Origin of the sequence: Pyxidicoccus trucidator (assembly GCF_010894435.1) — a bacterium.
Classification (GTDB): domain Bacteria; phylum Myxococcota; class Myxococcia; order Myxococcales; family Myxococcaceae; genus Myxococcus; species Myxococcus trucidator.
In genome coordinates, this window is the sequence record NZ_JAAIXZ010000006.1 from 419308 (window position 1) to 445653 (window position 26346).

At 71.0% G+C, this 26346-nt stretch carries 22 protein-coding genes; 8 read left to right on the plus strand and 14 right to left on the minus strand.

Annotated elements, in window-relative coordinates; translation table 11 throughout:
- Window positions 1-34: 34 nt before the first annotated feature.
- Genes G4D85_RS19835 through G4D85_RS19850 form a run of 4 tightly spaced genes read right to left on the minus strand, consistent with a single transcriptional unit; the run spans window position 35 to window position 4487 of the window.
- Window positions 35-2314, minus strand: a complete 2280-nt coding sequence (locus G4D85_RS19835; RefSeq protein WP_164014222.1) for a hybrid sensor histidine kinase/response regulator — start codon at window positions 2312-2314, stop codon at window positions 35-37.
- 33 nt (window positions 2315-2347) lie between these two features.
- Window positions 2348-3619, minus strand: coding sequence for a methyl-accepting chemotaxis protein (locus G4D85_RS19840; RefSeq protein ID WP_164014224.1), 1272 nt, complete (start codon window positions 3617-3619; stop codon window positions 2348-2350).
- A 5-nt stretch (window positions 3620-3624) separates the two neighbouring features.
- Window positions 3625-4008: a Frizzy aggregation protein FrzB gene (locus G4D85_RS19845; protein WP_164014226.1), complete on the minus strand. Its 384-nt coding sequence runs from the start codon at window positions 4006-4008 to the stop codon at window positions 3625-3627.
- Window positions 4005-4487 (minus strand): chemotaxis protein CheW, encoded by a 483-nt coding sequence (locus G4D85_RS19850; RefSeq protein ID WP_164014483.1) that lies wholly within the window; start codon window positions 4485-4487, stop codon window positions 4005-4007. The genes G4D85_RS19845 and G4D85_RS19850 overlap by 4 nt, the downstream gene beginning before the upstream one ends.
- Window positions 4488-4655: 168 nt before the next feature.
- On the opposite strand from G4D85_RS19850, the gene G4D85_RS19855 reads away from it, so the two are divergent.
- Window positions 4656-5513 carry a response regulator gene (locus G4D85_RS19855; protein ID WP_164014228.1) on the plus strand — a complete coding sequence of 286 codons (858 nt, stop codon included), beginning with the start codon at window positions 4656-4658 and terminating at the stop codon, window positions 5511-5513.
- Between the two features lie 69 nt (window positions 5514-5582).
- Here the strand turns inward: G4D85_RS19855 and G4D85_RS19860 are convergent, their stop codons facing one another.
- Complete coding sequence (locus G4D85_RS19860) at window positions 5583-6887, minus strand: radical SAM family protein (RefSeq protein WP_164014230.1); 1305 nt, start codon at window positions 6885-6887, stop codon at window positions 5583-5585.
- 200 nt (window positions 6888-7087) lie between these two features.
- Here G4D85_RS19860 and ald point away from each other — a divergent pair, with 200 nt between their 5' ends.
- From ald to G4D85_RS19880, 4 genes are all read left to right on the plus strand, one after another.
- Window positions 7088-8212, plus strand: coding sequence for an alanine dehydrogenase (gene ald, locus G4D85_RS19865; RefSeq protein WP_164014232.1), 1125 nt, complete (start codon window positions 7088-7090; stop codon window positions 8210-8212).
- Between the two features lie 241 nt (window positions 8213-8453).
- Window positions 8454-9095 (plus strand): sigma-70 family RNA polymerase sigma factor, encoded by a 642-nt coding sequence (locus G4D85_RS19870; RefSeq protein ID WP_164014234.1) that lies wholly within the window; start codon window positions 8454-8456, stop codon window positions 9093-9095.
- A 23-nt stretch (window positions 9096-9118) separates the two neighbouring features.
- Window positions 9119-10012 carry an anti-sigma factor family protein gene (locus G4D85_RS19875; protein ID WP_164014236.1) on the plus strand — a complete coding sequence of 298 codons (894 nt, stop codon included), beginning with the start codon at window positions 9119-9121 and terminating at the stop codon, window positions 10010-10012.
- Window positions 10013-10216: 204 nt separating this feature from the next.
- A complete protein-coding gene (locus tag G4D85_RS19880; protein WP_164014238.1) occupies window positions 10217-11989 on the plus strand; it encodes a response regulator in 1773 nt (590 codons plus the stop codon).
- Window positions 11990-12100: 111 nt separating this feature from the next.
- Here the strand turns inward: G4D85_RS19880 and G4D85_RS19885 are convergent, their stop codons facing one another.
- The 6 genes from G4D85_RS19885 to G4D85_RS19910 all read right to left on the minus strand — a co-directional run bounded on the left by G4D85_RS19885 (window position 12101) and on the right by G4D85_RS19910 (window position 18914).
- Window positions 12101-13234: a hypothetical protein gene (locus tag G4D85_RS19885; protein ID WP_164014241.1), complete on the minus strand. Its 1134-nt coding sequence runs from the start codon at window positions 13232-13234 to the stop codon at window positions 12101-12103.
- A complete protein-coding gene (locus tag G4D85_RS19890) occupies window positions 13231-14001 on the minus strand; it encodes a type III pantothenate kinase (RefSeq protein ID WP_164014484.1) in 771 nt (256 codons plus the stop codon). Before G4D85_RS19890 ends, G4D85_RS19885 begins: the two co-directional genes overlap by 4 nt.
- Window positions 14002-14055: 54 nt before the next feature.
- Complete coding sequence (locus G4D85_RS19895) at window positions 14056-15075, minus strand: biotin--[acetyl-CoA-carboxylase] ligase (protein ID WP_164014243.1); 1020 nt, start codon at window positions 15073-15075, stop codon at window positions 14056-14058.
- Between the two features lie 96 nt (window positions 15076-15171).
- Window positions 15172-15831, minus strand: a complete 660-nt coding sequence (locus G4D85_RS19900) for a hypothetical protein (RefSeq protein WP_164014245.1) — start codon at window positions 15829-15831, stop codon at window positions 15172-15174.
- Window positions 15809-16723, minus strand: coding sequence for a HEAT repeat domain-containing protein (locus G4D85_RS19905; RefSeq protein WP_164014247.1), 915 nt, complete (start codon window positions 16721-16723; stop codon window positions 15809-15811). The genes G4D85_RS19900 and G4D85_RS19905 overlap by 23 nt, the downstream gene beginning before the upstream one ends.
- Window positions 16724-16790: 67 nt before the next feature.
- Window positions 16791-18914: an HTH domain-containing protein gene (locus G4D85_RS19910; RefSeq protein ID WP_164014249.1), complete on the minus strand. Its 2124-nt coding sequence runs from the start codon at window positions 18912-18914 to the stop codon at window positions 16791-16793.
- Between the two features lie 112 nt (window positions 18915-19026).
- Here G4D85_RS19910 and G4D85_RS19915 point away from each other — a divergent pair, with 112 nt between their 5' ends.
- Window positions 19027-21222, plus strand: a complete 2196-nt coding sequence (locus tag G4D85_RS19915) for an outer membrane protein assembly factor BamB family protein (protein WP_164014251.1) — start codon at window positions 19027-19029, stop codon at window positions 21220-21222.
- A gap of 13 nt (window positions 21223-21235) precedes the next feature.
- Here G4D85_RS19915 and G4D85_RS19920 read toward each other — a convergent pair whose 3' ends face one another.
- Entirely contained in the window at window positions 21236-22150 is a 915-nt protein-coding gene (locus tag G4D85_RS19920; protein ID WP_205525615.1) for a hypothetical protein, read from the minus strand.
- A gap of 51 nt (window positions 22151-22201) precedes the next feature.
- On the opposite strand from G4D85_RS19920, the gene G4D85_RS19925 reads away from it, so the two are divergent.
- Window positions 22202-23233 (plus strand): alpha/beta fold hydrolase, encoded by a 1032-nt coding sequence (locus G4D85_RS19925; RefSeq protein WP_164014256.1) that lies wholly within the window; start codon window positions 22202-22204, stop codon window positions 23231-23233.
- Here the strand turns inward: G4D85_RS19925 and udk are convergent, their stop codons facing one another.
- Window positions 23234-23869, minus strand: a complete 636-nt coding sequence (gene udk / locus G4D85_RS19930; protein ID WP_164014258.1) for a uridine kinase — start codon at window positions 23867-23869, stop codon at window positions 23234-23236.
- A 61-nt stretch (window positions 23870-23930) separates the two neighbouring features.
- Entirely contained in the window at window positions 23931-25580 is a 1650-nt protein-coding gene (locus G4D85_RS19935; RefSeq protein ID WP_164014260.1) for an MbnB/TglH/ChrH family RiPP precursor modification enzyme, read from the minus strand.
- Window positions 25581-25725: 145 nt separating this feature from the next.
- Here G4D85_RS19935 and G4D85_RS19940 point away from each other — a divergent pair, with 145 nt between their 5' ends.
- Window positions 25726-26079, plus strand: a complete 354-nt coding sequence (locus G4D85_RS19940; protein WP_164014262.1) for a hypothetical protein — start codon at window positions 25726-25728, stop codon at window positions 26077-26079.
- The last annotated feature ends 267 nt before the right edge of the window (window positions 26080-26346 follow it).

Here is a 26346-nt window from a genome sequence, read left to right on the forward strand (position 1 = left end):
TCCTGCTACGGGGGGGCCGCCCAAACGAGGTTCCTCAGGTCAGCCGGTCGATGGCCTGCGCGAGGACCTCCACGCCCAGCTCCCCCTTGACGAGGTAGGCGTCCGCTCCCGCGTCCAGGCCGCGCCGCTTGTCTTCCGGCGAGGCCAGCGACGACAGGATGATGACGGGGATGCGAGCCACCGCGGGCGTGGACTTGAGCTTCCGCGACAGCGTGAAGCCGTCCATCTTCGGCATCTGCACGTCGGTGAGGATGAGGTCGTAGGTGTTGTTCTGCACCTTCGAGTACGCCTCCTCGCCGTCCTGGGCCTCTTCCAGGGAGTGGCCGAGCGCCTTGACCAGCGCCCCTTCCGTGGCGCGGGCGATGGGCGAGTCGTCCACCAGCAGCACCCGCAGACGTCGGGCCGCGGGGGCCTGGGTGACGGGGCGCGCCATGCGGCGTACCTCGGCCATGATGTCCGGCACGTGCAGCAGCACGGCGATGCGGCCGTCCTCCAGCGCCGCGGTGCCGGCGATGAAGGGCGCGCCCTTGAGGAACTCGCCGCCGCAGGGCTTCACGGCGACCTCGCGCTCGTCCACGAAGCCGTCCACCACCAGGGCCGCATGGTCCTCACCGTGACGCACCACCACGGCGGGCGGCTTGTCGAAGCGGTTGCCGCCGTTGAGGCCCAGCAGCGGCCCCAGCGCCACCAGCGCCGTGGGCTTGCCCCGGTGCCGGACGGCCAGCGTGCCGAAGATCTCCAGCCGGTCATCCGGCTTGACGCGCATCACCGCTTCCACGTCCGCGGCGGGCATGCCGTAGACGTCGTCGCCCAGGCGCACCAGCAGCACCTTCATGAGGGCGAGCGACTGGGGCAGCCGCAGGGTGATGGTGCTGCCACGGCCGATGCGGCTGTTGACGCCCACCGAGCCGCCCAGCGCCTCCACCTTCCGCTTCACCACGTCCATGCCCACGCCACGGCCGGACAGCTCGCTGACCTGGTCGCGGGTGGAGAAGCCGGGGCGGAAGATGAGCTCAATCGCCTCGCGCTCGGACAGCGCGGTGGCCTGCACCTGGGTGATGAGGCGCTTGTTGACGGCGGCCTGGCGCAGCCGCTCCGGGTCGATGCCGCGGCCGTCGTCCTCCACCTCGATGTGGAGCATGTCGCCGTCCACGCGCACGCGGATGCGGATGCGGCCCGTGAGCGGCTTGCCGAGGCTCTGCCGCGTGTCCGGGGACTCCACGCCGTGGTCCACGGAGTTGCGCAGCAGGTGCACCAGCGCGTCGCGCACGTCGGCGAGCATGGACCGGTCCACGCCGATGTCGGCGTTCTCGATGACCAGGTCCACTTCCTTGCCCTGCGTGCGCGACATCTCCCGCACCGCGCGGGGGAAGGCGTCGAACACGGTGGCCAGCGGCACCAGCCGGGCCTCGGCCACGTGGTCCGCCATCTTCGCCAGGTTGCCGTGCAGCGTGTTGATGCCGTCGTCGTTGCGCCGCACGAAGCGGAACGCATCGTCGCGCAGCATGTGGAGGTCGCTCTCCACACGATCCAACGCCGTGCGCACCTGGCCTGGAATCTCCACCTGCTCCGCGAGCCGCAGGAAGCGGTCGCCCAGGCGGCTGAAGCGCTCGAACAGCGCCTCCGTCTCCGAGCTGCGCAGCCGGCCACGGGCGCTCTCCACGAGCAGGTCGCCCGCGAGCAGCCCCAGCGAGTCCAGCACCTCCACGTTGACGCGGATGGTCCGGTCGGCCACGGCGGCGGCCTTCGCCGCGCTCGGGGCGTCTTCCCCACCCGCCGCCGCGGCTGATGGGGCCTCGGGAGCGCGCTGCGCGGGAGCCTCCACCGCGGCCACGGGGGCTGGAGCCGCCGCGACGGGCCTCGCCACCGGAGCGGCGGGCGCGGGCGGCGGTGCGGCCGGCTTCGGCTTGGGCCCGATGGAGGGCGGCGCCTGACCGGAGACGTCGGCGAGCGCCTTGACCATCTCCTCGCTGGCGGGAGTGCCGGTGTTGGCGCCCGCCAGGTCCTCGTTCAGATCCGAGAGGACGTCACACGCCCTGAGCAGGACGTCGGTGGCGATCTCGGTGGCCGTCCTGCCCTCGCGCTCGGCGCGCAGGACGTCCTCGGCGGCGTGCGCCAGCTGACCGATGACGGGCAGCCCCAACATGCGGGCCTCGCCCTTCATCGTGTGCAGCTCGCGCGCGACGTCCTCCGCGGCCTGATCCGCGGTTTCCTTCTCCAGGTCCAACACCCCCAGCTGAATCTTCTGGAGGCGGTCGGCTGTGACCTCCTGGAACTTCTTCAGGAGGGACTTCTTGAGTGCCTCGGTGTCCATGGCCGGCGTTCGCCCCTCCCGTGTCAGGAAGCGCTAGTCGGCCTTGAAGCGCTTGATGAGCTCTGCCAGCCGGCCCGCGAGCTGAGTGAGCTCCGCCGCGGCACCCGTGGCCTGCTTGGACGCCTGCGTCGTCTGGCGCGTCACGTCCTCGATCTCCGCCATGGACGCAACCACCTGCTCCGTCGCCGTGCGCTGCTGCTGCGTGGCGAGGTTGATGACGCGGGCCGCGTCGCTGGTCTCCTGCACGCCGGCGAGGATGCCCTCCACCGCCTGTGCCGCCACCGCGCCCAGCTTCTCGCCGGACTCGGTCGCCGTCTTGGAGGCCTCCGCCGCACCGGCCGCCGCGGCCGTGGCCTCGCGGATCTCGGTGATGAGGTTCTTGATCTCCTTGGTGGAGTCCAGGACGTTCTCCGCCAGGCGCCGCATCTCCGCCGCGACGATGGAGAAGCCCTTGCCGGCCTCACCCGCGCGGCTGCCCTCGAGCGCCGCGTTCAGCGCCAGCAGGTCCGAGCGGTCGGCAATCTCGTCGATGACCTCGACCACGGTGCCGATGCGCTCCACGCGCTTGGACAGCTTGGCGATGGAGTCCGCCACCGCCACGCCGTCGCTGCGGATCTGCTGCATGGCCTGGATGAACTCGCCGATGGCGCCCCGGCCCGCGCGAGCGGCACCGAGCGTCTCTTCGGCCACGCGAGCCACGCTGCCGGCGTTCTCGGCAATCTGCGCGGAGGCGTGCTTCAGCTCCTCCATGGTGGCGGTCGTCTCATGGATGGCCGCCGCCTGCTCCGTGGAGGACGTCTCGTGCTGGGTGGAGGCCGCGAGCACCTGGTTGGCGGACGAGGACAGGCGCAGGGCCGCCTCGTTGATCTCCCGCACGAAGGTGCGCAGCGTCTCGATGACCTTGCCGAAGCCCTCGAGCAGGGGCCCGAGCTGGGGGTCTTCGGTGGTGGTGTTCCACCGGGACAGGTCGCCCTCGCGCACCAGGTTGATGAGCGAATCCAGCGCCTGGTCGATTTCCTGCGCCGACACCTGCTTGCGGTGCTCGGACTCGGCGAGGTTGTCGAGCACCTGGTTGAGCAGGTGCGCCATCTCCTCGCCGCCCTCGACCACCAATTCCTTGGGGACGCGGGCCTGCAGGTTGCCGGAGAGCACCGTCATCAGCGTGTCGGTGAAGGCCTTGTACCGGGCCTGGGTCATCGCCGGGGTGGCGCTGGCCTTGGAGCTGGCACCTGCCTTGGAGGCGGGAGCCTTCCGGGCGGAGCGAGCCTTGGACGTGGACTTGTCGTTGGGGGTGTCCAGGGACATTGCGGTCAGTGCCTTCCTTGATTTCCTTGGGTCCTGGCGGTTTCGACCAGATCGATGAGCAACACAGCGCGGGCCTCTTCGAGGCACACGCCGACGGCATAAGGGGCTGCGCCGGCCGTGGGGGGCATCCGGCGAAGCGAGTTGAGCGGAATGGCGCGCACGGCATGGACGGCGTCCACCTTGAGGTGGCCCTCGCCCTCCGGCGTGTCGAAGACGATGGCGCGGTGACCGCGGTGGGGCAGCCCCAGCCCGGGCAGGGTGAGGTCGTCCGGCAGGGAGCGGTCGATGCGCAGCACCTGGGACGCGTCGGTGCCGTACAGCGAGTCGCCGATGTCGAAGAAGAGGATGTCCACCGAGTCCCGCTCCTGAACGGCCTGCTCGTCGTTCATCGAGCCACCGCCCGCTGCCGCGCCGTCTGCAGCAGCTTGGAGAAGTTGATGAGGTTGATGGAGTCCTGGGTGCCGCTGCCCTGCACCACGCCCAGCAGGTGCTCGGCGGAGGCGTCACCGCCCAGCGGGGGCGGGAGGATCTCCGTCACGGGGATGCGGCGCAGGCCGAGGACGGTGTCGGCGACGACGCCGGCCACATAACTGCCGGTGATGCCAACGAACAGGCGCGTGCGCGGGCCGATGCGGGCCTCTCCCTTGGAGAGGAAGCGCAGCAGGTCGACGACCGGCAGCACCTCGCCCCGGTGGCCGGTGACGCCCATGATGAAGGAGGGCGTCCTCGGCAGGGGGGTGAGCAGGCCGGCGCGAAGTACCTCGAGCACATTCTCGCTGGGCACGCCGAGCCGCAGGTCTCCTACCCTGAAGCAGAAAAACTCCTGCTCGGGTCGGGCCTGGGCGGCTACAGCGCGGTCCGGTGCCATCCGGAGGGCTCGCTGGAGGGGTGTCTGGGTCGCGGTCAAGGCGGCAAAGTATCCGGAGGGGACGAAAAGCGGTCAAGTGGACGTCGCAGCATGGCTGCTCGGTCGCCGTTTCGATGGTCCGCGCTGATTCAAAGGTGTAGGGTTAGCGGGATTCCTTTGAGGAGGACGATGTCGCGCGTACTGGTCATTGACGACAGCCCGATGCTGGTGGAGCTCACCGTACGGGCACTCACCGCCGCTGGCTACCAGGCGAGCGGCGCGCAGGACCTGGCCAGCCTCGACCAGAAGCTCGCCGAGGGGCCGTTCGCGCTCATCCTCATGGACGTGAACATGCCGGAGATGTTCGGCGACGACGTCGTCGAGTACCTCCGCCGGCAGAAGAAGGTCACCGCCAAGCTGGTGCTCTACTCCGACATCACGGAGGCCGAGCTGGAGGGCAAGACGAAGGCCTCGGGGGCTGACGGCTACATCCTCAAGAGCGGCGGCCTGGAGGCCGTGCTGGGGGGCGTCATGGGTCTTATCGGCCCCCCCGCCCTGGGCGTCCCCGCCGCCGTGCCCACCGCGCCGGCCCCGGCTCCCGCCGCCGCGCCCACGGCTCCTGCCCCCGCCACCTCGCCCGGCCTCAAGCCGGTGGCGGCCACCGGGGGCCGCAAGCCGCGCATCCTCATCGTGGACGACAGCGAGATGACGGCCCGCATCATCGAAGCGGACCTCGTGTCCAAGGGCTTCGAGGTGCATGTGGCCGACACCGCGGACAAGGCCACGAAGATCATCCTCAAGAAGCAGACGCGTCCGGACCTGGTGCTGCTGGACGTGCGGATGCCCAACGTGAATGGCGAGCAGTTCTGCCGCTTCATCAAGAGCAACAGCCTCTTCAAGGGCATCAAGGTGCTGCTGTGCTCGGGGGAGAACGTCGAGGAGCTCCAGCGCATCTGCCGCGAGGCGGGCGCCGACGGCTACATCCCCAAGGACGCGGTGATGGGCAACATGGTGGCCAAGGAGCTGCTGCCCACGGGCAACGAGTAGCCGCGCGGGTTCCAATCCCCTGGAACCCGGCACGCCCCGTGAGCCCCGGCCGGAGCCCTCCGCCCTGCCCTACCCCCGGCTGGCGGCGTTCTCGCGCTCGTCCAGGCCGCGCGCGAAGTTGCCGATGACGAGCCCCGGCCGCGCCGCCTTCAGCCGCTGCAGCAGCGTGCGGATGCCGACCTGCTCTCCTCCCGCGCCCCTGTCCCTCGCCACCTCCAGGTACTGGAGCGGGTCGATGCACAGCGAGCGCGTCTGCACCTGGTCCACCCGGTACTTCTTCACCAGCCGCTCCAGGGCCTTCACCTCGCCCTCGCGGTCCGTGACGCCGGGGAACAGCAGCAGGTTCAGCGCCAGGTACGCGCCTCGCTCGCGCGCCAGGGCAATGGACGCCTCCACGTCCTCCCAGCCGTACTTCACCGGCTTGTAGTAGGCCTCGTAGAGGTCCTTCACCGCCGAGTTGAGCGACACGCGGATGGCGTCCAGCCCCGCGTCGAACAGGGCCTCCAGCCCCTTGGTGAGGCTGGCGTTGGTGTTGATGTTGATGGAGCCCTTGTCGCTGTGCTCGCGCATGTAGCGGATGGCCTCGGCAATCTGCTTCCAGCGCGTGAGGGGCTCGCCCTCGCAGCCCTGGCCGAAGCTGACCATGGTGCGGCCCGGTGCGTGCTGGAGGTGGAACAGGCCAATCTGCCCCATCTCCTCGCCGGTGGGCCCGTCGTCCATGCGCTCGTGAGAGGCGGGCGGCCCGTCCGCGGGCTGGTCGGAGATGCAGCCCACGCAGCGCGCGTTGCACATGACGGACGCGGGGATGGCCGCCTCGTCGCGCACATAGAAGGTGTTCTGCGACGTGAAGCACCGGTAGAGGAGCGCGCACGTCTTCAGCTGCTTCAGCACGCGGTTGTTCGGGAAGCGCTCCAGGTGCTGGTCGACCAGCGCCTTCATCTCCGGCGTGGAGTAGCGCTCGGGGTCCCAATGCGAGCGGCGATCCGTGTGGATGGCCCACGCCACCGGGCCCTCGCCCACCCACGCCGCGGCGGTGTACGCCCACTGCGGCAGCACCGGCCCGCTCCCCTTCACCTCGCCGGGGAGGAAGGTCCGCGTGTAGCCCGGCGGCAGCAGCGCGCCCACCGCGTTGGGCACGAAGGTCTTGCTGCCCACCTTCATCTCCCGCACCAGCTCCAGCTCCCCCGTCTCCGGGTGGAGCCCCACGGGCAGGCGGCCCGGCAGGTGCACGAGGCGCCCGGCGGACGGCAGGGGGATGGGCTTGTCCTGCGGGGGAACGAGCTCCTCCCCGCTGCGCAGCGTGGCGAGCAGGTACGGGTGCTCCATCACCCGGCCCTTGGGGTCTGCGAACAGCAGCTTCGGTGCGGACGTCATGCCTTCGTCAACTACCACCGGTGTGGCTTTTGTTCGACGCCCAAGCAGCACGAGACGCATCGCATTCAACGCCTCGCGTCATACGTTGGGGGTTATTCCGTCTCACCGGAGGCATGCGCCCGGCTTCCAGCCCCGCCTTGATTCCCCCGGGCTTTTGTATAGGGTCCGCGCGATTTCAGGTCCCCCTCTCGGAGGCAGTCGTGATCGTCGGAGTTCCCAAGGAGATCAAAACCCGTGAGTACCGCGTCGGCATGGTTCCGGCGGGCGTGCGCGCGCTCACGAGCGCGGGCCACACGGTGTTGGTCGAGATGAACGCTGGCGTCGGCTCCGGCATCCCCGACTCGGAGTACCAGCGCGTGGGCGCGCAGCTCGTCGCCAGCGCGGACGAGGTGTGGAAGCGCTCGGAGATGATCGTCAAGGTGAAGGAGCCGATTGCGCCCGAGTACGAGCGCATCCAGCCCGGCCAGATCATCTACACGTACTTCCACCTGGCCGGCGTCGACCCGGAGCTGACGAAGACGTTGATCAAGAAGAAGGCGGCGGCCGTCGCGTACGAGACGCTGCAGCTGGATGACGGCAGCCTGCCGCTGCTCAAGCCCATGTCCGAGGTGGCCGGGAAGATGTCCATCCAGGTGGGCTCCGCGTGCCTGGAGAAGGCCCACGGCGGCAAGGGCATCCTCCTGGGCGGCGTGCCCGGCGTGCGCCGCGGCCGCGTCACCATCATCGGTGGTGGCGTGGTGGGCCTGTGCGCCGCGAAGGTGGCGGTGGGCATGGGCGCCGAGGTCACCATCCTCGACGTGAATCTGGAGCGCCTCACCTACCTGGACGACGTGTTCCTCGGCCGCGTCAGCGTGCTGGCCTCGGACACGGAGAGCATCTCCAAGTCGGTGCGTGAGTCCGACCTCGTCGTCGGCGGCGTGCTCATCCCCGGCGGCAAGGCCCCGAAGCTGGTCTCCGAGGCCCTCATCGCCGAGATGAGCCCCGGCTCCGTGGTGGTGGACGTGGCGGTGGACCAGGGCGGCTGCATCGAGACGTGCAAGCCCACCACCCACGACAACCCGACGTTCACCGTCCACGGCGTGGTCCACTACTGCGTGGCCAACATGCCCGGCGCCGTGCCCCAGACGTCCACGTACGCGCTCACCAACACCACCCGCCCGTACTCGCGGAAGATCGCCGACCTGGGCCTCATCGAGGCCGTGAAGGGCGACCGCGCCCTGGCGCGTGCGATGAACACCTACAACGGCCACATCACCTACGAGGCCGTCGCCAAGGACATGGGCTACGACTACGTGCCCATCATGGACGCCTTCGGCCGCAAGTAGGCCCAGCAGGCAGCCAACCGGGCAGCAACCGGCGGGGAGGTTCGGATGGCGACATCCGGCCTCCCCGTTCGTTATCTCTGGTGGGGAATAAGTTCCTCCGGCCGGCGTCTGGTGTTCCCGAAGCGGGCGTGCGGACGGGTGATGTTGGGATGAGGCTGTTGCTGCTTCTGTTCCCGTGCATACATTGATGGGCAGGCGACAACTCATTCCCCAATTGTTTCGGGCCCTTGGAAGGCGGGACATGTTGGACTTCAGGCAACCCAACCGAACGAAGCAGGAATTCGAGGAACTGGCGCTGGCCCATCTGGACCCGCTCTACTCCGCTGCCCTGCGGCTGACGAAGAACGAGCGTGACGCGGAGGACCTCGTGCAGGACACCTGCATGCGGGCCTATCGCTTCTTCGACAAGTTCGAGCGGGGCACCAACATCAAGGCCTGGCTGTTCAAGATCCTCACGAACACCTTCATCAACCGCTACCGCCGCAAGGTGAAGGAGCGCACGGTGGTGGAGGGCGTGGAGCGCGAGGCGGTGCACGAGCGCTTCGTGAGCCGGGACGCGACGGACTTCGCGGCCAACCCCGAGCAGTACTTCTTCGACCGGCTCCTGTCGGACGACGTGCTGCGCGCCATCGACGCGCTGCCCATCGACTTCCGGCTGGTGGTCATCCTCGCGGACCTCCAGGAGTTCTCCTACAAGGAGATCGCCGAGATTCTCGAGTGCCCCGTGGGCACGGTGATGAGCCGGCTGTTCCGCGGCCGCAAGCTCCTGCAGAAGAACCTGCGCGAGTACGCTGTCGGCCAGGGCGTATTCCGGCATGATGGTGAGCCGGTGAGCGCCCCCGCGGACCTCGAAGAGTACCGGAACAGGAAGAAGACAGGGTAGAAACAGGTTCCTCCCGCGCGCCCATGACCTGCCAGGAACTCGAACGGCTCCTCTATCCGTACCTCGACGGCGAATTCCAGCCGGAGGAGCGGGTGGACCTCGAAACCCACCTCTCCGGCTGCGCTGCCTGTCAGCGCCGAGTGGAGGAGGAGCAGCAGATGAAGCTGGCGCTGCGGCGAGCCGCGCGCCACACCGTGCAGGGGATGCGGGCTCCCGCGTCCCTGCGCGCCGGCATCCAGGTGGGGCTCAAGCAGGAGCAGCGCCGCGCCCAGTACGGCGTGTGGCTGCGTGCCGGGGCCATGGCCCTGGTGGTGGTGACGGTGGGCGGAGGCTGGGTGGCCTACCAGTCCGAGCAGCGCATGCGGCTGGCGCGCCGAGAGGTCGTCCAGCGCCACAACAAGGTGCTGCCCTTCGAGATTGCCTCCGCCACGCCCGAGCAGATGGAGGAGTGGTTCAAGGACAAGGTGGACCCGCGCGTCACCGTCCCGCAGCTGCCCAAGGCGAAGCCGCTGGGCGGGCGCATCTCCATCCTCAACGGCAGGGAAGTCGCCCTCATCAGCTACGAGACGCTGCCGGAGCACGAGGGTGAGCCGAGCCGCCGCCTGAGCGTGTTCGTGGTCCCCGACGACGAGACGGGCGTCCCGAAGGTCCAGTCCCTGAAGGCCGTCGAGGTGGACTCCGCGCAGGGCTACAACGTCGTGACCTGGCGGGACGACGAAATCGTCTACGAGATGGTCACCGACATGGACGAGGACGACATCCGCCGCATGCTCGACGAGCGCAACACCGGCGCGACGCTCGCCCGCAAGTCGCAGCCGCTGGAGCCCGAGGAGCCGCTCTTCTCGCATCCGCCCGCGCCGCGCCCGCAGTACTCCCGGCCTCCGCTCTCCATCGAGCCGGTGACGTACCCCCGCTGAGCCCGGCCTGACGGGCTGTCGGAAACGTTCGGTGCCAAACGCCTGCCCGCTCGGTGGGCGGCCGGGATTCCGTCTGGCCCGAACATTGACGGTCCACTGCATGGCCGATAGCCTCGACAGCGAAGCTTTTCTTCGCGCGCGGCCGCCTGAGTGGCGCTCACACGCGCGCCGCACTCGCCGCACCGCAGGACGGGCCGTCCCTCCATGTCCAAGAAAATCCTGATCGTCGAAAAGAGCGACACCGCACTCGCCGCCACGCTGCGTCCCGCGCTGGAAGGCCGGGGCTTCACGGTGGAGGACACCGCCGACGGCAAGGGCAGCGTGGAGCAGATCCGCCGCGACCGGCCGGACCTGGCGGTCATCGCCGTGGAGCTGTCCGCGGGGCAGAACGGCTACCTCATCTGCGGCAAGCTGAAGAAGGACGACGACCTCAAGAACGTCCCCATCGTCATCGTCGGCAACCCGGACGGCTTCGCGCAGCACCGCAAGCTGAAGGCGCACGCGGACGAGTACGTCGCCATGCCGGTGGACGCCAACCTCCTGGTGGAGCGCGTGGGCGCGCTGATCGGCTTCCCGGAGCTGCCCGCCTCCGAGGACCTGGTGGACGAGAGCCTCACGCTGGACGCGCTCGGCGACGAGCCGATGACGGCGGACTTCGGCGAGGAGATCTCCGTCGACACCGGCGAGGAGGCCGCGGTGCAGGGCGAGGAGCTGGACCTCGACGCCGCCTTCAGCGACATGTCCGCCCCGGAGAACGAGCCCTCGATTGACGAGGAGCCCGTCGTCGCCCCGCCCGAGACGGTGGTGGAGGGCGTGGAGGAGGACTTCGCCTCGCTGGACTCGCTGGGCTCGGACGCGGACGACGCGTTGGACTCGCTGGATGACTCGGAGAAGACGGTGGTGGGCTTCATGCCCCCGTCCGCGCCTCCGGCACCCGTGCGTCCCCCGCCGGAGCCGGTGCGAGCGCCGGAGCCCGCGCGCGCCGCCACGCCGCCTCCCGCGGCCGCCACCCCGCGCATGTCGCTCCCGCCCGCGCGCGCCACCCCGACCGCCGCCACGGCGGCCCCAATCACGTCCGCGGCGGACGCGGCGGAGCTGCGCAACCTGCGCGCGAAGGTGGCCGAGCTGCAGGGCGCGCTGGAAGACGCCCGCGGCCAGTCGTCCCAGGCCGAGGACCGCGTGCGCGAGCTGGAGGCCGAGCTGGAGGGCAAGGCCACCGAGCTGGAGACGGCGCGCGCGGCCACCGGGAAGAACGACAAGGACACCTTCGCCCTGCGTGACGCCGTCAACAAGCGGGACAAGGAGATCCTCCGCCTCAAGACGGAGCTGAACCAGAAGGACCAGGAGATCGTCGAGCTCAAGGACCAGCACCTGGAGCTGGAGCAGAAGGCCAGCACGGCCGAGTCCGAGATTGCCCGCCGCGACGCGCAGATCAAGACGCTCACCAGCAAGGCGGACACGCTGGGCGCGGAGCGCAAGCGCGTGGACCAGCAGCTCGCCGCCGCCAAGGAAGAGGCCCGTGGCGCCACCGCGCAGCTGAGCGCGCTCCAGACGGAGCTGGACCAGCACCAGGCCCAGGCCCAGGCGCTCGGCGCCGAGGTGGAGGAGCTGCGCGGCCGCACCGGCCAGCTCGAGGCGGACGTGCAGGCCGCCCAGGAAGAGGCGGAGGGGCTGCGCGGCCAGGTGGAGGCCGCCCAGCGCGAGGCCGAGACGCTGCGCGCCCAGCTCGACGAGACGCAGGCCCAGCTGTCCGAGCAGGGCACCCGCGCCGCGGAGGAGGCCGACGAGCTGCGCAAGCGCATCAGCGAGCTGGAGGCCGCCGCCGTGCGCGACGAGGAGCGCGTGACGAAGCTCTACGCGCGCATCAAGAACGACGAGAAGCTGCGCGAGAAGACGAAGAAGGCGCTCGCCATCGCCCAGCAGCTCCTGGACGAGCCCGCTTCCTCCGTGGCGGACGACGCCGAGGCCGCGGCCTAGCAGCACCACGGTCCGCCCCGGGCCTTCTTGGAGGCCCGGGGGAACCCGGGGAAGCCCGGGGCACTGCAGGAGGGGCTCGCCACCCACGTGGCTGGAGCCCCTCCCCTGCCCTCACTCCTGCTTCTTCGGAGTGGTCTTCTTCTCGTGCATCTTCTTCGCGAAGGACTGCACGGCGGCGGGCACGTTCTTGTCGCGGCTGAGGTCCTTCAGCTCGGCGTCGCGGAACGTGTTGAGGAACTTCATGGTGACGGTGAGCGGCACCTTGGGGTTCTTCACCAGCGCGAGCTTCACCTTCTGGTTCTTCGTCCACTCGCGGTTGCTGTAGATGACGCGCAGCACGTCATCCATCATCGCCTTGTTGGTCGCGCAGGACAGCACCTCGCCGTCGGTGATGCGCGGGCTGCGGATGACGGCCACCGCCACCAGCTTGTTGGTGTCGCGGATGAGCGTGCCCCGGGCCTCCTTGTTGCCCAGCGTGGCCAGCTTGATCTTCTCCGCGATGGACATCTTCATCACCCGCTGGGCGAGCGTCAGGCGCTTGCCTTCCTCCATCGGCGCGGCGTCCTCCTTCGCCACCTCCGCGAACTCCTGGAGGACCTGCTCGGCGGTGGGGCCCGGGTCCGGAGGGGCCTCGGCGGCCTCGGGGCCGAAGAGGCGGATGCGCGCCGTCTTCATCTGCGGCACGTCCACCATCACCAGGCCGCTGCGCACCGCGAAGTCGCAGACGCTGTCGGTGAGCGTCACGGGGACGTTGGGGTTGGCGCACAGGTTGCGGAGGATGTCCTCGTGGCGCAGCAGGCGGAGCTGGTTCTGCCCGATGGTCTCCGCCAGCTTCGCGGAGCAGTCCTTCGCCACGTCCGCCACCGCCTCATCCGGCGTGCTGGCGTTGAGGACCAGCATCTCCGCGTAGGCCTCCTTGGCCTTGAGCAGGCCCAGGAAGTAGCCCAGCACGGGCGGCTGCACCTCCTCGTCGCGCACAGCGGAGCCGAGAATCCTGTCCGGCAGGCCGGCGGCCGTCTTCGTCGCCGTCTCGCGCACGCCCGCGTCCGGGTCGAACGTGAGCATGTAGAGCGCGCCCAGCATGTCCGAGGGGCTGAGCGGCACCAGCGACTTGGCGGCCATCATCCGCAGCGGCACCGGCGCGGCCGGGTCCACGTGCTTGCGCAGGTTGGGCGGGAGGAACTCCGCGTTGAAGGGGCAGCCGGGAGGCGGCGCCGGGACATTGTTCGGTGCGGCGGTGGTCATGACGCGTGATTCCTTCCGTAGATGATGCGCAGGCCCTCGAGCGTGAGGAACTCGTCCACCTCGTGGATGGCCTTGGACTCGGTCGCCACCAGCGCGGCCAGCCCCCCGGTGGCAACCACCCGCACCGGGAAGCCCAGGTCCGCCTGCATGCGCGCGCAGATGCCGTCCACCAGCCCCACGTAGCCGAAGACGAGCCCCGACTGGATGGAGTGCACGGTGTTGCGGCCGATGACGTGCGGGGGCCGCGCGAACTCCACGCGCGGCAGCTTGGAGGCGTTCTGGAACAGCGCCTCCATGGCGATGTTGATGCCGGGGCAGATGGCGCCGCCCAGGTACTCGCCCTTCGGCGACACCGCGTCGAAGGTGGTGGCGGTGCCGAAGTCGACGACGATGACGCCGGAGTGGTGCTTCTCGTAGGCGGACACCGCGTTGACGATGCGGTCGGCGCCCACCTCGCGCGGGTTGTCGTAGAGGATGGGCATGCCCGTCTTCACGCCCGGCCCGACGAACATGGGGCGCGTGCGGAAGTAGCGCTCGCTCATCTTCTCCAGGTTGAACTGGAGCGGCGGCACCACGCTGGACACCACCACCGCGCCCACCTTCCCCGCGTCGATGCCGCTGTGGGTGAAGAGCTGGCGGACGAGGATGCCGTACTCGTCCGAGGTGCGGCGCGTACTGGTCTCCACGCGCCAGTTGTCCAGCAGGCGGCGGCCCTCGAAGACCCCAAGGACGGTGTTGGTATTGCCAACGTCGATGGCCAGGAGCATCACGGCGCGCACTCTATCGCGAAGGCGGGCCCCGGGGACGCCACACGCGCTGTCCTACCGGGTGCGGGGCGACTTCCGGGGGCGCAGCTGCTCGACATCGCCAGCGAGCACCCGCTCGAGCGTCCCCCCCTCCGTCCGGACCAGGAGGGCGCCGGAGGGGTCGATGTCCTCGGCCAGCCCGCGCAGCTCCTGGCGGTCCGTGCGCACCAGCACGTCCTGGCCCAGCGTGGAGGACAGCGCCTTCCAGCGGGTGCGCACCGCGTCGAAGCCCTCTTCCAGGTACCGGTCCAACCACTCCTCCATCCGGCCCCAGAGGGTGGCGGCGAAGCGGGCGCGGTGCACGCGCTCGCCGGTGGCCAGGGCCAGGGAGGTGGCCGTGGCGCGCAAATCCTCGGGGAAGTGCTCGACCCGGGAGTTGAGGTTGACGCCCACGCCCACCACCACGAAGTGCACGCGCTCGGGCTCGGCGGACAGCTCCGTGAGGATGCCCGCCACCTTGCGCCCGTCGAGGTGGACGTCGTTGGGCCACTTGATGGCGGCCTCCGTCCCCGAGTCGCGCAGCGCCTCCGCCAGCGCCACGGCGGCCACCAGCGTCAGCTCCGGGGCGCGCTGGGGCGGCAATTCCGGGCGGAGGATGGCGGAGAAGTACAGGTTGAGGCCCGGCGGGGACACCCAGACGCGGCCCCGGCGGCCCTTGCCGGACGTCTGCTGCTCGGCCACCACCACCTCGCCGTGCTCGGCCCCGTCCTGCGCCAGCCGGAAGGCCACCTCGTTGGTGGAGCCCACCGAGTCATGGTGGTGCACCGTGCGGCCCAGCTCGCGGGTGGTCAGCAGCGGGGCCAGCTCCAGCGAGGTGAGCCGGTCCGGCACCTCCACCAGGCGATAGCCCCGGGCGGACACCGCCTCGATGACGTAGCCCTTGCCGCGCAGGGCCTCCACCCGCTTCCACACGGCGGTGCGGGACAGGCCCAGCTTGCCGGAGAGCGCCTCTCCAGAGGCGAAGTCGCTCCCACTCTCGGAGAGGAAGCCCAGGATGAGCTCCTCCTGCGTCTGCTCGGAAGAATCGACGGGCACGGAGCACCTCGGAAGAGCGCCCAGGGTACGGAGGGGCGGCCGGCCTTTCAACCCGCCGCGTCACTCCCGTCCCCCGCCCTGTCACGGGGCGGGCGTTCAGCCGGCCGGAGTGGCTTCGGGTGCGGGCGGTACGCGCCCTTCCCCGGAGGCCAGCTGCCAGCCCGTCAGCTCCATCAGGACCTGGGGCGTGCGCTGGCCCTCCTTGGACTCCACGGAGATGTCCACCCGGACGATGCCCACGCCGGGGGCGAAGGTCATCGTGTTCACCATGGTGGCGTTCGCATCCATCCGGTTGCGCGCCTCCACCTGGACGCAGCCCTGGAAGGCGCCGGCGGGGGCCTCGCAGGGCACGCCGACCTCGAGGATGCGGTAGCGCTCCGTGGACGAGACGGACACCACGTTGGTCCACGAGTGCCCCACCTGCAGCGGCCCTCGCAGCAGGTAGCGCTTGGCGTCCCGGAGCCCGTAGGAGTCCACCGCCAGTTGCCCGCGCTGGTTGTCGTGGAAGTAGCCGTCCTCTTCCTTCAGGACCTCCACGGTGACCTGCTTGCTGGCGATGCGGTTGAGCCGGTACGTCCAGCGGTTGCCCACCGCGAGCGGGTAGTACTGGGACACGTTGTCGGTGGAAGGCGCGCGCGGCGCGGCCTCCACATTCTTGGTGCAGCCGCTGCCCAGCAGCAGGGTGGCCAGCAGGGCCACTCCGCCCACGCCGAATGAAGGCTTCATCTCGATGTCAGTCCGCGTGGCCCGGGCCACGCGCCTCCGCGTTTGAGTGCTTGCGTGATGCGTAGAGCGTGTCCAGCGCCTGCTGCGCCGCGGCCTGGACGGCGGGCGCGTCGTGGCCCTGGGCCACCGTATAGAGGTAGGCCTCCGCCTCGGGGCCACCAATCTCGCCCACCGCGAAGACGATTTCCTGCACGAAGCCCAGGTCCTTGCCCCGCGCCAGGTCGATGAGCACCGGCACCGCGACGCGGGCCTTCATCTCCACCAGCGTGCCCATTGTCCGCCGCACGGCGTCGGCGTCGGTGGCATCCTGCAATTGGTCGATGAGCAGCGGCGCGGCGGCCGGGTGCTGGCGCTCCGCCAGCGTGCGCAGGGCAACCTCACTCAGGCGCGAGTCCGCGGCTCGCAGGTCCTGCACCAGCGCCTCGTCGCTGCGCTCCAGCGCGGAGAGCTGCAGGACGGCGGCGTCCGTCACCTGGCGCAGCGCGCTCCGCAGCGCCGTGCCCATGGCCTCCTGGCGCCCGGTGGGCGAGTCCTCCAGCACGGGGGCCTCGCCCAGGCCCACCACCTCATATTGCTGGGGCAGGTCCCCGCCGAAGCGCTCCAACGTCAGGGTGGCGCCCACCTCGGCGTAGCTGCGCGGGTCGCCGTCCTTCAGCACCTCGCGGGTGAAGGGCACGTCCAGCGTCAGCCGCCAGGGGCGCGTTTCCGGAGGCGCGTCGTCACCGTGTTGCACGAAGCGGCCGGAGGTCTTCAGCGCCTCGGTCAGCAGCGTCGCCACCCCTTCCGGGGCGAGTCCCAGCAGGGCGTTGTCCCGCACGGTGGAGCCGGAGACCTCCACCGGCGCCACCGGGTAGCTCGGCGCCCGCGAACGGCAGGCACCGAGGAGAACGACGCAGAAGGCGAGCAGCAGGGCCGGCTTCATCGCCCCTCCAGGTTAACACCCGGGAAGCAACGCCGCCGGCCATTCCCGGCCCGCCTGGGACGCCGACTCAGCCCTGGCCTCCCTCGGACGAGTCCGGAGGGGGCGGAGGCGGAGGCGTGTCCCGCCGCTCGGTGGCCTCTCGCACCTCCTGCGACTCGCTCGCCTCGGCCAGCGCGGCCTCCATGGGCGTCGGGGACGCCTCGACAGTCGGGGACGCCTCGGCAGTCGGGGACGCCTCGACGGGCGCGGCGGTGGCCTCACCCTGCCCCGAAGGGGGCGTGGTGGGGGCCTCGCCGGCCGGGGCGGCGGAGGGGGCCTCCGCGCTCGGAGCGGTGACCTCACCGGCCGGAGCGGCGGTGGCGCCCTCCGCGGTCGGCGCGGCGGCGTCTCCCGTCGGCGCGGGCGTGGCGCCCTCTGCCGTGGGCGTGGCTCCCGGCGCGGCACCGGCCTCGCGGGTGCCACGGCCGCGGCGACCGCGACGGCGACGGCGGCGGCGCTTGCGGTCTCCGGCGGACTCGGCCCCACCCTCGGCGGACGCACCCTCGGGACGGGCGCCGCCCACGAAGGCGCTGGCGGCCTCCAGGTCCTCGTCGTCACCCTCCTCGTCGTCGTCGCCCTCCTCGTCCTCGCCCGACTGCTGGGCGGGCGCGGCGGGGGACGCGGCGAAGGGCACGCTCTCGCGGCCCTCGGCGGCGGCCGGTGCGGCGGGCGTGGCCTCGGCGGCCTCGCCATTCTCCTCGGCCTCACGGGCCTCGCGGGCCTCGCGCTCCCGGCGGCGCCTGTCACGCGGACGCTCGCGCTCGGGCGCGGCGGCAGCGGCGGACTCCGCCGGAGCCTCCTCTCCCTCGCCCCGGGCGTGCTTCTCGCGCTGGCGCTCCTCGCGGCGCTTCTGGGCCTCCTCGGCGTCCAGCTTCGCGGCCTCGAAGAACTTCTCGTCGACCTCGTACAGCTCCACGCGGGTGACGGTGACGGCCGTCTCCGCCTCAAGGAACTTCTCGCCCAGCGCGTCGCCGCACCAGAGCATCACCAGCGAGCCGTTGGCCTGGGCCTCGGTGCGCGCGTCGGCACGCACGTCCCCGGCGCTCACCAGCAGGCCCACCTGCGCCGAGTAGTGGCCCAGGTCGCGCCGCAGCTCCTGCACGCTCTTGCGGTCGATGGCGGGCGCGCCCTTCAGCATGCGCACCGCGTAGCGCAGCTCCACGCTGCCCTCGCGCTTGCGGGCGGTGAGCAGCGGACCGTCCTTGGACCGCTTGGCCACCTTCAGCTCGCGGAAGCCCAGCCCGTGCATCATCTTGACGACGGACTTCTCGAAGGTGCCGACGTCCGCCTCGCCCAGCCGCTTGCGCAGCCCACGCGCCACGGCGCGGCGCGCGTCCTTGAGCGTGGTGCGCAGCACGGCCAGCGCGGCGGCGGCGTCCACGAGCGGCTCGGCGGTGGCCGCGGCGGCCGGCTTGCCCAGCAGCGGGCGCCCGGCCTCCAGGGGGATGCCCAGCGCCTGGGCGAAGGCGGCCTGAAGCTCCAGCGGCGGAGCCTCGCTCGGCGCGCCCGCGCGCTCCAGGGACACCTCGCCGGACTCCTTGTTGAAGGCGTACTGCGGGCGGCGGCCGGCGTCGATGCGGCGCTGGTTGTCCTCCAGCAGCGCGGTGAGCACCGCCTCCACCGTCGTCTCCTCGGCGCACAGCTCCTTGCTCCGGGCGCGCTCGATGAGCTGCTCGGTGCGAAGGGCGATTCCCTCCTCGCTGAGGATTTCGAACACCACCTCCGGCAGCGGCGGGAAGCGCTTGCGGCGCCCACCCCGGTCCTCCTCCTCGTCGCGGCGACGCTTGCGGTCGCTGCCACGGCCGGCCACCCGCACGTTGTCCGTGCGGGGCTCCGGATGGCGCTCCACCGGACGCAGCGGCGGCAGCTCCTCTTCCGGATGTGGCTCGATTACGCCAGTCTGTGCCAAAGCCTCCACGTCCTCGGGAATCGACCAGTCCACCAGCGCGAAGGTGTCCTTCGCCGTGACAATCACCTTGCGATCCCGCGTGCGGCGCGCCATGGCAGCGAGGCGCGACAGCATCGTCACCTCAGGCGTCTTGCCCACGTGGGACAGCAGGCTCTGCTGGATGGACTTCTCAGTGATTTCGAGAAAATGGAGGGGACGACCTTCGCTCTCCAGGACACGGAGCGCGGCCTCGTAGAATGTCATCGAGTATTCCCCAAGAATTCCGAACGGTTACAAAAATGTAGGTCCGTATGGGTGGCGGATGCTAGCCATCGCTAAACTGGCTTGTCAACGAACGGAAGATGACCCGCAGAAGATGACCCGCATACGCATCGGACAGCGTTGGAAACGCGAACCCGCGACTTCCCCGCTCGATTCCATCGCACTGGAATTGGACGGGGTGGACCTGCTGTCCGGGGCCGTGGAGGAGTCTCTAGCAGAAGTGGTGCCTTCCCTGGTGCGCTCAGTTGCGGCCATCTGTGGGGGGCGCCAGCGGCTGGCCCAGGTTTCGCTGCCGGAGGCCCACCTGGAGCTGGTGCTCCGCCGGGTGGGGCCGGAGGTGGAATTGCTGGTGGCGAGCCTCGCCCGCCCTGCCCGGCTCCTGCGCCCACCCGTCCGGGTGGACGTGGACGAATTGGCGGCGGCGGCGCGCGAGGGCGGGGAGCGCTTCCTCGCGGACGTCACCCGGGTGGGCCCCAAGGCGCTCTCCACCCCGCTCGCCCAGGCGCTGGGAGAGCCCCTCAAGGCCCTCCGCCGTCCGGCGCGGCCCCCCGAGGAGGCGCCGGCGCAGCCCTCCACGAAGCGCCTGGAGCCCCAGGAGGTGCCCGGCTTCGGTTTCGAGCTGCGCGGCGCGGGCGTGCCCACCGGCCGTGCGAGCGAGCGCGGCACCGCCGGCCCCCTGGCGCCCCTGCTGGCCGGGGGCGAGGTGTGGCTGTCGCTGACGGGCAGGCCCGAGGCGTGGCGGGTGCCGGGCCCCCCCTTCCTCACGGTGCTGGAGCTGTCGCGGCAGGCGGTGGAGCTGGCGCGCGCGGTGGAGCTGGGCGAGGAGCGCTTCGAGCTGGCCCCCGCGGGCGCGAGGCCGGTGCTGGTGCTGGACTTGAAGACGGGCAAGGCGAAGCCCGGGCGCACCGGCACGCCGTTCCCGCTGGGCGGAAAGGCGCTGGCCGCCGCCCTCTTCCACCTGGGCGAGGCCCTGGCCGCGGCCTTCGCGGAGGCGGACCGCGCGCAGGTGGGCAACCCGTACCTGGTGGAGCTGGCGGAGCGCTGCCGCGAGGGCCTCTCGCACCTGCGCGGCGCGGTGCAGCCCCCCGAGGCCCAGGGCGCGGCACGCGAGAAGAAGGCCCGGCCCGGCCGGGGCAGCTCGAAGCCGCTGAAGGTGCCGGGGCGCCTGCGCCGGCTGCGCTTCGACCCGCTGTGGGAGAAGCGCGGGCTGGCGGACGCGGAGGAGGCCCGGCTGCTCCTGGGGCGGCACGGGCCGGTGTACTGCGCGCCGCAGCTCGCCTCGGCCTTCTCGCGCAAGGACGGGACGCTGCTGTGGAAGCGCGCGGCGGCGCTGGGCGTGGCGGCGTCCGCGGACGGGCACGCGGTGGCGGCGGACATGACGCGCGTGTACGGCTTCACCGGCCGGGGCGCGGGCGCGCGCTGGCTGCATGACCATGACGGCATCCCCCTGGGCCCGCTGCTGCTGCGCAAGGACGGGCTGCTGCTCACCCTCTCCGAGGACCGCACCGTCGTCGCCTTCGCCGAGGCCACCGGGCGAGAGGTGTGGCGCCTCGCGCCCCCGCGCACGCAGCGCAGCTGGCTGTCCACACAGGGGCACCGGGCGCTGGTGGGCACCGACTCGGGCTACCTCTATGGGCTCGATTTGGAGGACGGCCAGGTGCGCTACCGGATGCGGGCGCCCATGCCCTTCCACTGCCCGCCGGTGGCGTGGGGCCGGCGCTTCCTCTCCATGCTCGGCCGGGGCTCGCACTGGGCGGTGCTGCTCGCGGACGCGCACACCGGCGAGGCCGTGTGGACGCACGAGCCGGACCTCATCCACCCCTCCGCGCCACTGCCGGTGGGCTCGCGCGTGTTCCTCGCCGGGGAGCGCGAGCGCGAGGGCGTCCTGCTGTGCCTGGACGCCAAGGGCAAGCGCGTCTGGGAGCGGCCGCTGAACCTGGGGCCGGGCCCCTATGCGCTGTCCTCGCTGCCGCGCGCGGTGGTGGTGACGAGCGCGTCCGGGGCCGCCGCCCGGGTGTCCGCCTCCGGCACCGTGGACTGGCGCGTGGGCGCCGCCGGCGAGCCCCTCATCCGCGCGCTGCCGGCCCGCACCGCGCGGGGCGTGACGCTGGTGCCCGGGGAACGGGTGCGCGCGGTGGACCCTCGCGGCGGACAGGTGCTCGCGGAGGTGCGGGTGGGGGTGGGGCTCGTCGCGCTCCAGGCGGACGTGCGCCTCAACCTCTACTTCCTGGACGACGCCGGCACGCTGTCCGCGTACCGGCTGGCGTCCCACTTCACCGTGGTGGAGTGATACTCGCGGGCGTCTACTCGTTCTTCGCCGACTTCGACGGGTCGATCTCGTCCTCGGGGCGCTCCTCCTGGGTGGCGCCCTCCCACGTCTCGCCGGCGCCCAGCTTCCAGTCGGAGGGCACGTCCAGCTTCCACACGTAGTTGGCGGCGGCGTCACCGCCGGACGCCGAGCGCGAGGAGACGCTGATGGTCATCTCCACCTTCGCCACCTCGCTGGGCATCAGGTCCAGGTCGTAGTGGCCCAGCACCATCTGCGGCGGGAACTGGGGGATGTAGCGCTCCGGGAAGTCCACCTTCATGGACGGGTCTCCACCGCGCATCTCACCCAGCAGCTTCCCCTTCGCGTCGGTGAGCTTCCACACCGTGGCGAAGGAGGCGCTGGTGAGCATCTTCTTCACCTTGCCCTCGTCCTTCATGGAGCGCTGCGCGCCCCACAGCGCCAGCTGCAGGCGGACCTGGGGCTTGCCCATCACCATCACGACGTCCGACGACACCACGTCCAGGCGCATGCCCTTGTCCGTGGCCGTCCACACCGGGCTGTACTTGCCCTCGCGCAGGCTGTCGAAGTGCTTGCGGGTGTACTCGTAGAAGGCCTTCTTGTCGTCGACGCGGTCGTCCTTGCCGCTCTCGGCGCGCTTCTCCAGCTCCGTGAGGTAGCCGTCGAACTTCGTGTTGCCGCCGAACTGGGTCAGGTGCGTGTCCACCTGCTCGAAGTACGTCCGGAAGAAGGGCTTCAGCTCCTCGCGGTACGCGGTGTCGCTCGGGTTGACGCGCATCCACCCCACGCGCTCGAGGTACTCCGCCTGGATGCGCTGGGCGTCAGCCTCCCGCTGAGCTTCCTTCGCTTTGGAACTGGCGCTGCGGTAGCTCATGACCGAGGCCAGCAGCACCCCCGCGATGATGACGATGACTCCGAAGTAGCGCTTCACGAGGCTGGCTCCTGTGCGTTGGAGCTGGCAGTGATATGAAAATTCCCCAACGTGATCCAGGCCACCAGCACCCACCTGTTCTCAGTGCCGCTTCCTCTGGAGGAGGGAGAGCTGCTGAACAACCCCCAGGTGGCCTGGGAGGCCTACGGGGAACCGTCCGACGGCAAAGCGGTGGTGTTGCTGCACGACCTCTCCCACTCGCACCGAGCCTTGGGGCCGGTGGAGGACTCGGCGTACCAGCCCTCCGGGTGGGCGCGAGCACTGGTGGGCGCGGGCCTGGCGTTGGACCCGGAGAGCACGCCGGTGGTGGTGCCGGGCCTGCTCGGCAGCCCCTTCGGCACCACGTCTCCGGCCTCGGCGGACCCGGCGACGGGTGAGCGCTGGGGCCTGAACCTGCCGCCGCTCACCGTGCTGGACATGGCGCGCGGCGTGTCCGCGGCGCTGAGGGCGCAGGGGCTGACGAAGGTGCGCGCGCTGGTGGGCGTGGGGCTGGGGGGCCTGGTGGCGCTGAGGCTGGCGGCGCTCTTCCCGGAGCTGGCCGGCGGCGTGGTGACGCTGGGCGCGGCGCGGGCGCTGCCGGAGGGCGTGCGCGAGAAGCTGGGCCTGTCCTGGCAATTGCTGCGCGCGGACCCGGACTTCCGCGAGGGCCTGTACGGGCCGGACGGCATGCCCCACAAGACGATGCGGCGGCTGCGGCTGGACTTCCAGAAGCTGCTCTTCGGGCGCGAGTACCTCGCCGCCCACTGGCCGACGCCCGAGACGGCCCGGGAGGCGCTGGAGGCCGAGGCCGACGCCTTCGCGGACACCTTCGACCCCGTGTCCTGGGCGACGCTGTGCTCGGCCTACGCGGGCTGCGACGTGGCGGACTGCTTCCAGCACATCCGCGCGCGGGTGCTGCTGGTGGCGGGCTCCTCGGACGCGCTGGCGCCGGTGAATCGGGTGCGGGACACCTACCACCTGCTGAGCGCCGCGGGCGTGAGTGCGCGCTTCCTGGAGCTGCCGGGCCCGGGAGACCACGGCGCGCTGCTGTCGGACGCGGACCGCCTGCACGGCCCGCTGAGCGACTTCCTGCGGCGCTGCTGACTACTCGCGCGGCGTCGGGCCGGAGAGCTTCCCGCGCAGCGCGCCCACCAGCATGCCGATGGCAATCTCGTTGTTGCCGCCGTGCGGGATGATGATGTCCGCGAAGTGCTTGGACGGCTCCACGAAGCCCATGTGCATGGGGCGCACGTGGCGCAGGTACTGGCCCACCACGTGGTCGAAGTCGCGGCCGCGGTCCTTGATGTCGCGGGTGAGCCGCCGGAGGATGCGCAGGTCGTCATCCGCGTCGACGTAGATCTTCACGTCCATCTCGTCCCGCACCTCCTTCATGTGCAGGACGAGGATGCCCTCGATGAGGACGATGTCGCCGGGGTCCACCGTCATGGTGCGCGGCTGGCGGGACGAGGTGACGAAGTCGTAGACGGGCTTCTGGATGGGGCGCCCGGACTTCAGCTCGCGCAGGTGCTGCACGAGCAAGTCCCGGTCGAAGGCATCCGGATGGTCGAAGTTCACCTCGCGCCGGTCAGCGAGCGGGAGGTCCTTCAAGTCTCGGTAATACGAGTCCTGATCGATGAAGGCCACGCGACAGTCAGCCAGCGCCTCGCGGACCTTGCGGGCAACGGTGGTCTTACCGGACGCAGTGCCGCCCGCAATGCCAACGACGAGGGGGGACGCCATGGGGGCGCGACGTACCTTACCGAGCGGGCCAGTGCAAGGCTTCGGTCCACTGGCAGACATTTCATCCCCGGCGGATCAGCCCGCGCCCCTGGGCCTCGGCCAGCAGCGCGGGGGGCGCCTCCTCCACCGACATGGGGAGGAAGGTCAGCTTGCGCAGCCACTCCGCCAGCCCTGGCGTCGCCGTCAGCACCTCGTGCCCCCCTCCCCTGCGGCGGGCGAGGAAGGACCAGGGGCCCGGGCCCGGCCGACGCGCCACCTGGGACAGCGACTCCAGGCCGGACATCTCCAGCGAGCCACACGCCCACGCACGCGCGGTGAGGTGGCGGCGCACCGAGCGCGCGGAGTAGACCAGCTCCGACAGGTCCACCGGGAGGGAGCCCGGCCGCACGTCCTCCGCCAGCCCCACCTGCCCTGCCCCCGGCGGCGGCACCGGGCGGAGGAACAGGGTGGGCAGGAGCATCTCCAGCGCCAGCGCCGCCGAGGCCCCCTCGTCGGGCTGCTCACGCAGGCGCCGCATGGCCCACTTGGAGAAGACCTGACCCAGCGAGCGGCCCGTGCCGCCGAAGAGGCCTCGGTACTCGGGCGACCCGGTGAAGGCGGCCAGCTGCTCGCGCGTCCCCGCGGCAAGCAGGCGCGTGAGCGGCCATTCCCGGTCCAGCACCTCGGCCACCACGGCGAGGCGGAAGTCCATTTCCGCCAGCGTGCCCTCCACGTCGTCCACGGTGGCGGCGGCGGTGGCGCCATGGCCCGCGTCGAACAGCTCCCACGGCCGGCCCTCCCCCGTCAGCGGGGGCACGGCGACGTCGCGGGGCGGGCGCAGCGTCAGCGGAGGGCGCTCGCCCGCGGGCACCAGCGTGCGCAGGCGGCGCAGTGACACCCTGGCCACCTCGGGAGGGTGGCCGTCTCCCTCGAAGGTGACGGCGCGCAGCGAGGGACAGCGCGGAAGCAGTGACTCCAGCAGGGTGAAGAGCTCCTCGCGCACCGGCTGGGTGTGGTCGTCCACGTAGAACTGGCGCAGGCCCCGGCGCGTCACCACGCCGCCAGCGATGTGAAGCTCGACGACCTTGTCCAGCGGGAAGCCGTCCAGCCCCGTCTCCAGCGGCAGGCCCGCGGAGAGCTGGTGGCTGAAGAGGTGTCCCAAATCCAGCAGCAGCGGCAACCCGGTGCGCGAGTGCAGCCGGGCCATGAAGTCCAGCACGTGCCAGTCCCCACGCCGCGCCAGCACGGCGGGGTTCTCCAGCACCAGGGGCAGTGAGAGGTGCCGCTGCACGTGGAGCGCATGCGCCACGCTGTCGCGGAGGCCCGCCTCGTTGAAAGGCGGCGTGAAGTAGAGGTAGCCCGGGAAGGGCTGGCCGCCCACGTGCCACCAGCCCACGTCGTTGCCCACCCACGGACTGCCCACCGCGCGCGCGTGCGCGTCCAGCTCGGCCAGCGCCGACGCCGGCTCCAGCTCCGGGCCCCAGAGGTTGAGGTGGACGGGGTGGAAGAGCACGGGCACTTCCGGGCGCCGCCGCCACATCTCCGGGAAGAGCGACGCCTGGGCTCGCGCCTCGTCCAGCGACAGGGGCGCGCTGTACTCGACGAAGTCGAAGAGGCCCGGGGACTCGTCCAGCATCCGGTACGGCTGAGGCACGTCCGCCGTGCTCAGGTTGCTGCTCAGCCCCAGGCCACGCCAGGGCAGTGTCCACGTGTCGGATTCCGCGCGCGTCATTCCACGAACCTAGACGCGCTCCACTGTCACTGCCACGGAAGCCGCGCTCTTCCTGTCGGATTGCAGCGAGACGGCACACGCTTCTCCGCTGTTGGAGCGAGCAGCTAGGTTCACGGCGAAGTCCCCCCAACAGCGAGGAAACACCATGAACTCCAAGTTGCTCGCCTGGTCCGCGGCACTCACGCTGGTCCTGACTGTCGGCTGCGGCCCGAGCCAGGCGCCGGAGACGCAGGAGCCGCAAGACACCCAGCAGGTGCAGGAGGCCGCCGGGTGTCCCAAGGGCCAGTACCTGTGCCTCTCGTGTGATGGCCTGAGCACGTACTGCGGCGATGCGTGCCTGGACTGCACCCCGCCCGTCGCGCCTGGAGGTGAAGTCTCGGCCGCCGCCGGCTGCCCGAAGAACCAGTACCTGTGCACGTCGTGCGACGGCCTGAGCACGTACTGCGGTGATGCGTGCCTGGACTGCATCCCGCCCGTCGCGCCCGGCAACGAGCTGTAGGCGGCCCCACGCGGGCCGAAGGCGAGCACGTGTGCCGCCACTGAGAGGAGGTCCGCTCACAAGGGCGGACCTCTTCTATTTTCAGGCCGCGCCGCGACGTAGCCGGAACCTTTTTTCACGTGCCGTTGTCGGATGACTTCGCGAATCCAAGCCAACGGAGGCAGTGAATGAGGCGGATCCACCTGGCCGTCATGGGAGTCGTCTGCGCGCTCTTGCTGGGGAGCACGGTGTCGGGCTGCCGTTCACGAGAGGACACCGAGGCAGCGG

Coding starts and splice junctions, on each gene's coding strand:
- G4D85_RS19835 (WP_164014222.1), bottom strand. CDS start 2,314: ATGGACACCGAGGCACTCAAGAAGTCCCTCCTGAAGAAGTTCCAGGAG.
- G4D85_RS19890 (WP_164014484.1), bottom strand. CDS start 14,001: ATGCTCCTGGCCATCGACGTTGGCAATACCAACACCGTCCTTGGGGTC.
- G4D85_RS19940 (WP_164014262.1), top strand. CDS start 25,726: ATGAACTCCAAGTTGCTCGCCTGGTCCGCGGCACTCACGCTGGTCCTG.
- G4D85_RS19845 (WP_164014226.1), bottom strand. CDS start 4,008: ATGAACGACGAGCAGGCCGTTCAGGAGCGGGACTCGGTGGACATCCTC.
- G4D85_RS19885 (WP_164014241.1), bottom strand. CDS start 13,234: ATGACCACCGCCGCACCGAACAATGTCCCGGCGCCGCCTCCCGGCTGC.
- G4D85_RS19880 (WP_164014238.1), top strand. CDS start 10,217: ATGTCCAAGAAAATCCTGATCGTCGAAAAGAGCGACACCGCACTCGCC.
- G4D85_RS19855 (WP_164014228.1), top strand. CDS start 4,656: ATGTCGCGCGTACTGGTCATTGACGACAGCCCGATGCTGGTGGAGCTC.
- G4D85_RS19905 (WP_164014247.1), bottom strand. CDS start 16,723: ATGAAGCCGGCCCTGCTGCTCGCCTTCTGCGTCGTTCTCCTCGGTGCC.
- G4D85_RS19840 (WP_164014224.1), bottom strand. CDS start 3,619: ATGTCCCTGGACACCCCCAACGACAAGTCCACGTCCAAGGCTCGCTCC.
- G4D85_RS19850 (WP_164014483.1), bottom strand. CDS start 4,487: ATGGCACCGGACCGCGCTGTAGCCGCCCAGGCCCGACCCGAGCAGGAG.
- G4D85_RS19915 (WP_164014251.1), top strand. CDS start 19,027: ATGACCCGCATACGCATCGGACAGCGTTGGAAACGCGAACCCGCGACT.
- G4D85_RS19870 (WP_164014234.1), top strand. CDS start 8,454: ATGTTGGACTTCAGGCAACCCAACCGAACGAAGCAGGAATTCGAGGAA.
- G4D85_RS19910 (WP_164014249.1), bottom strand. CDS start 18,914: ATGACATTCTACGAGGCCGCGCTCCGTGTCCTGGAGAGCGAAGGTCGT.
- G4D85_RS19860 (WP_164014230.1), bottom strand. CDS start 6,887: ATGACGTCCGCACCGAAGCTGCTGTTCGCAGACCCCAAGGGCCGGGTG.
- udk (WP_164014258.1), bottom strand. CDS start 23,869: ATGGCGTCCCCCCTCGTCGTTGGCATTGCGGGCGGCACTGCGTCCGGT.
- G4D85_RS19875 (WP_164014236.1), top strand. CDS start 9,119: ATGACCTGCCAGGAACTCGAACGGCTCCTCTATCCGTACCTCGACGGC.
- G4D85_RS19935 (WP_164014260.1), bottom strand. CDS start 25,580: ATGACGCGCGCGGAATCCGACACGTGGACACTGCCCTGGCGTGGCCTG.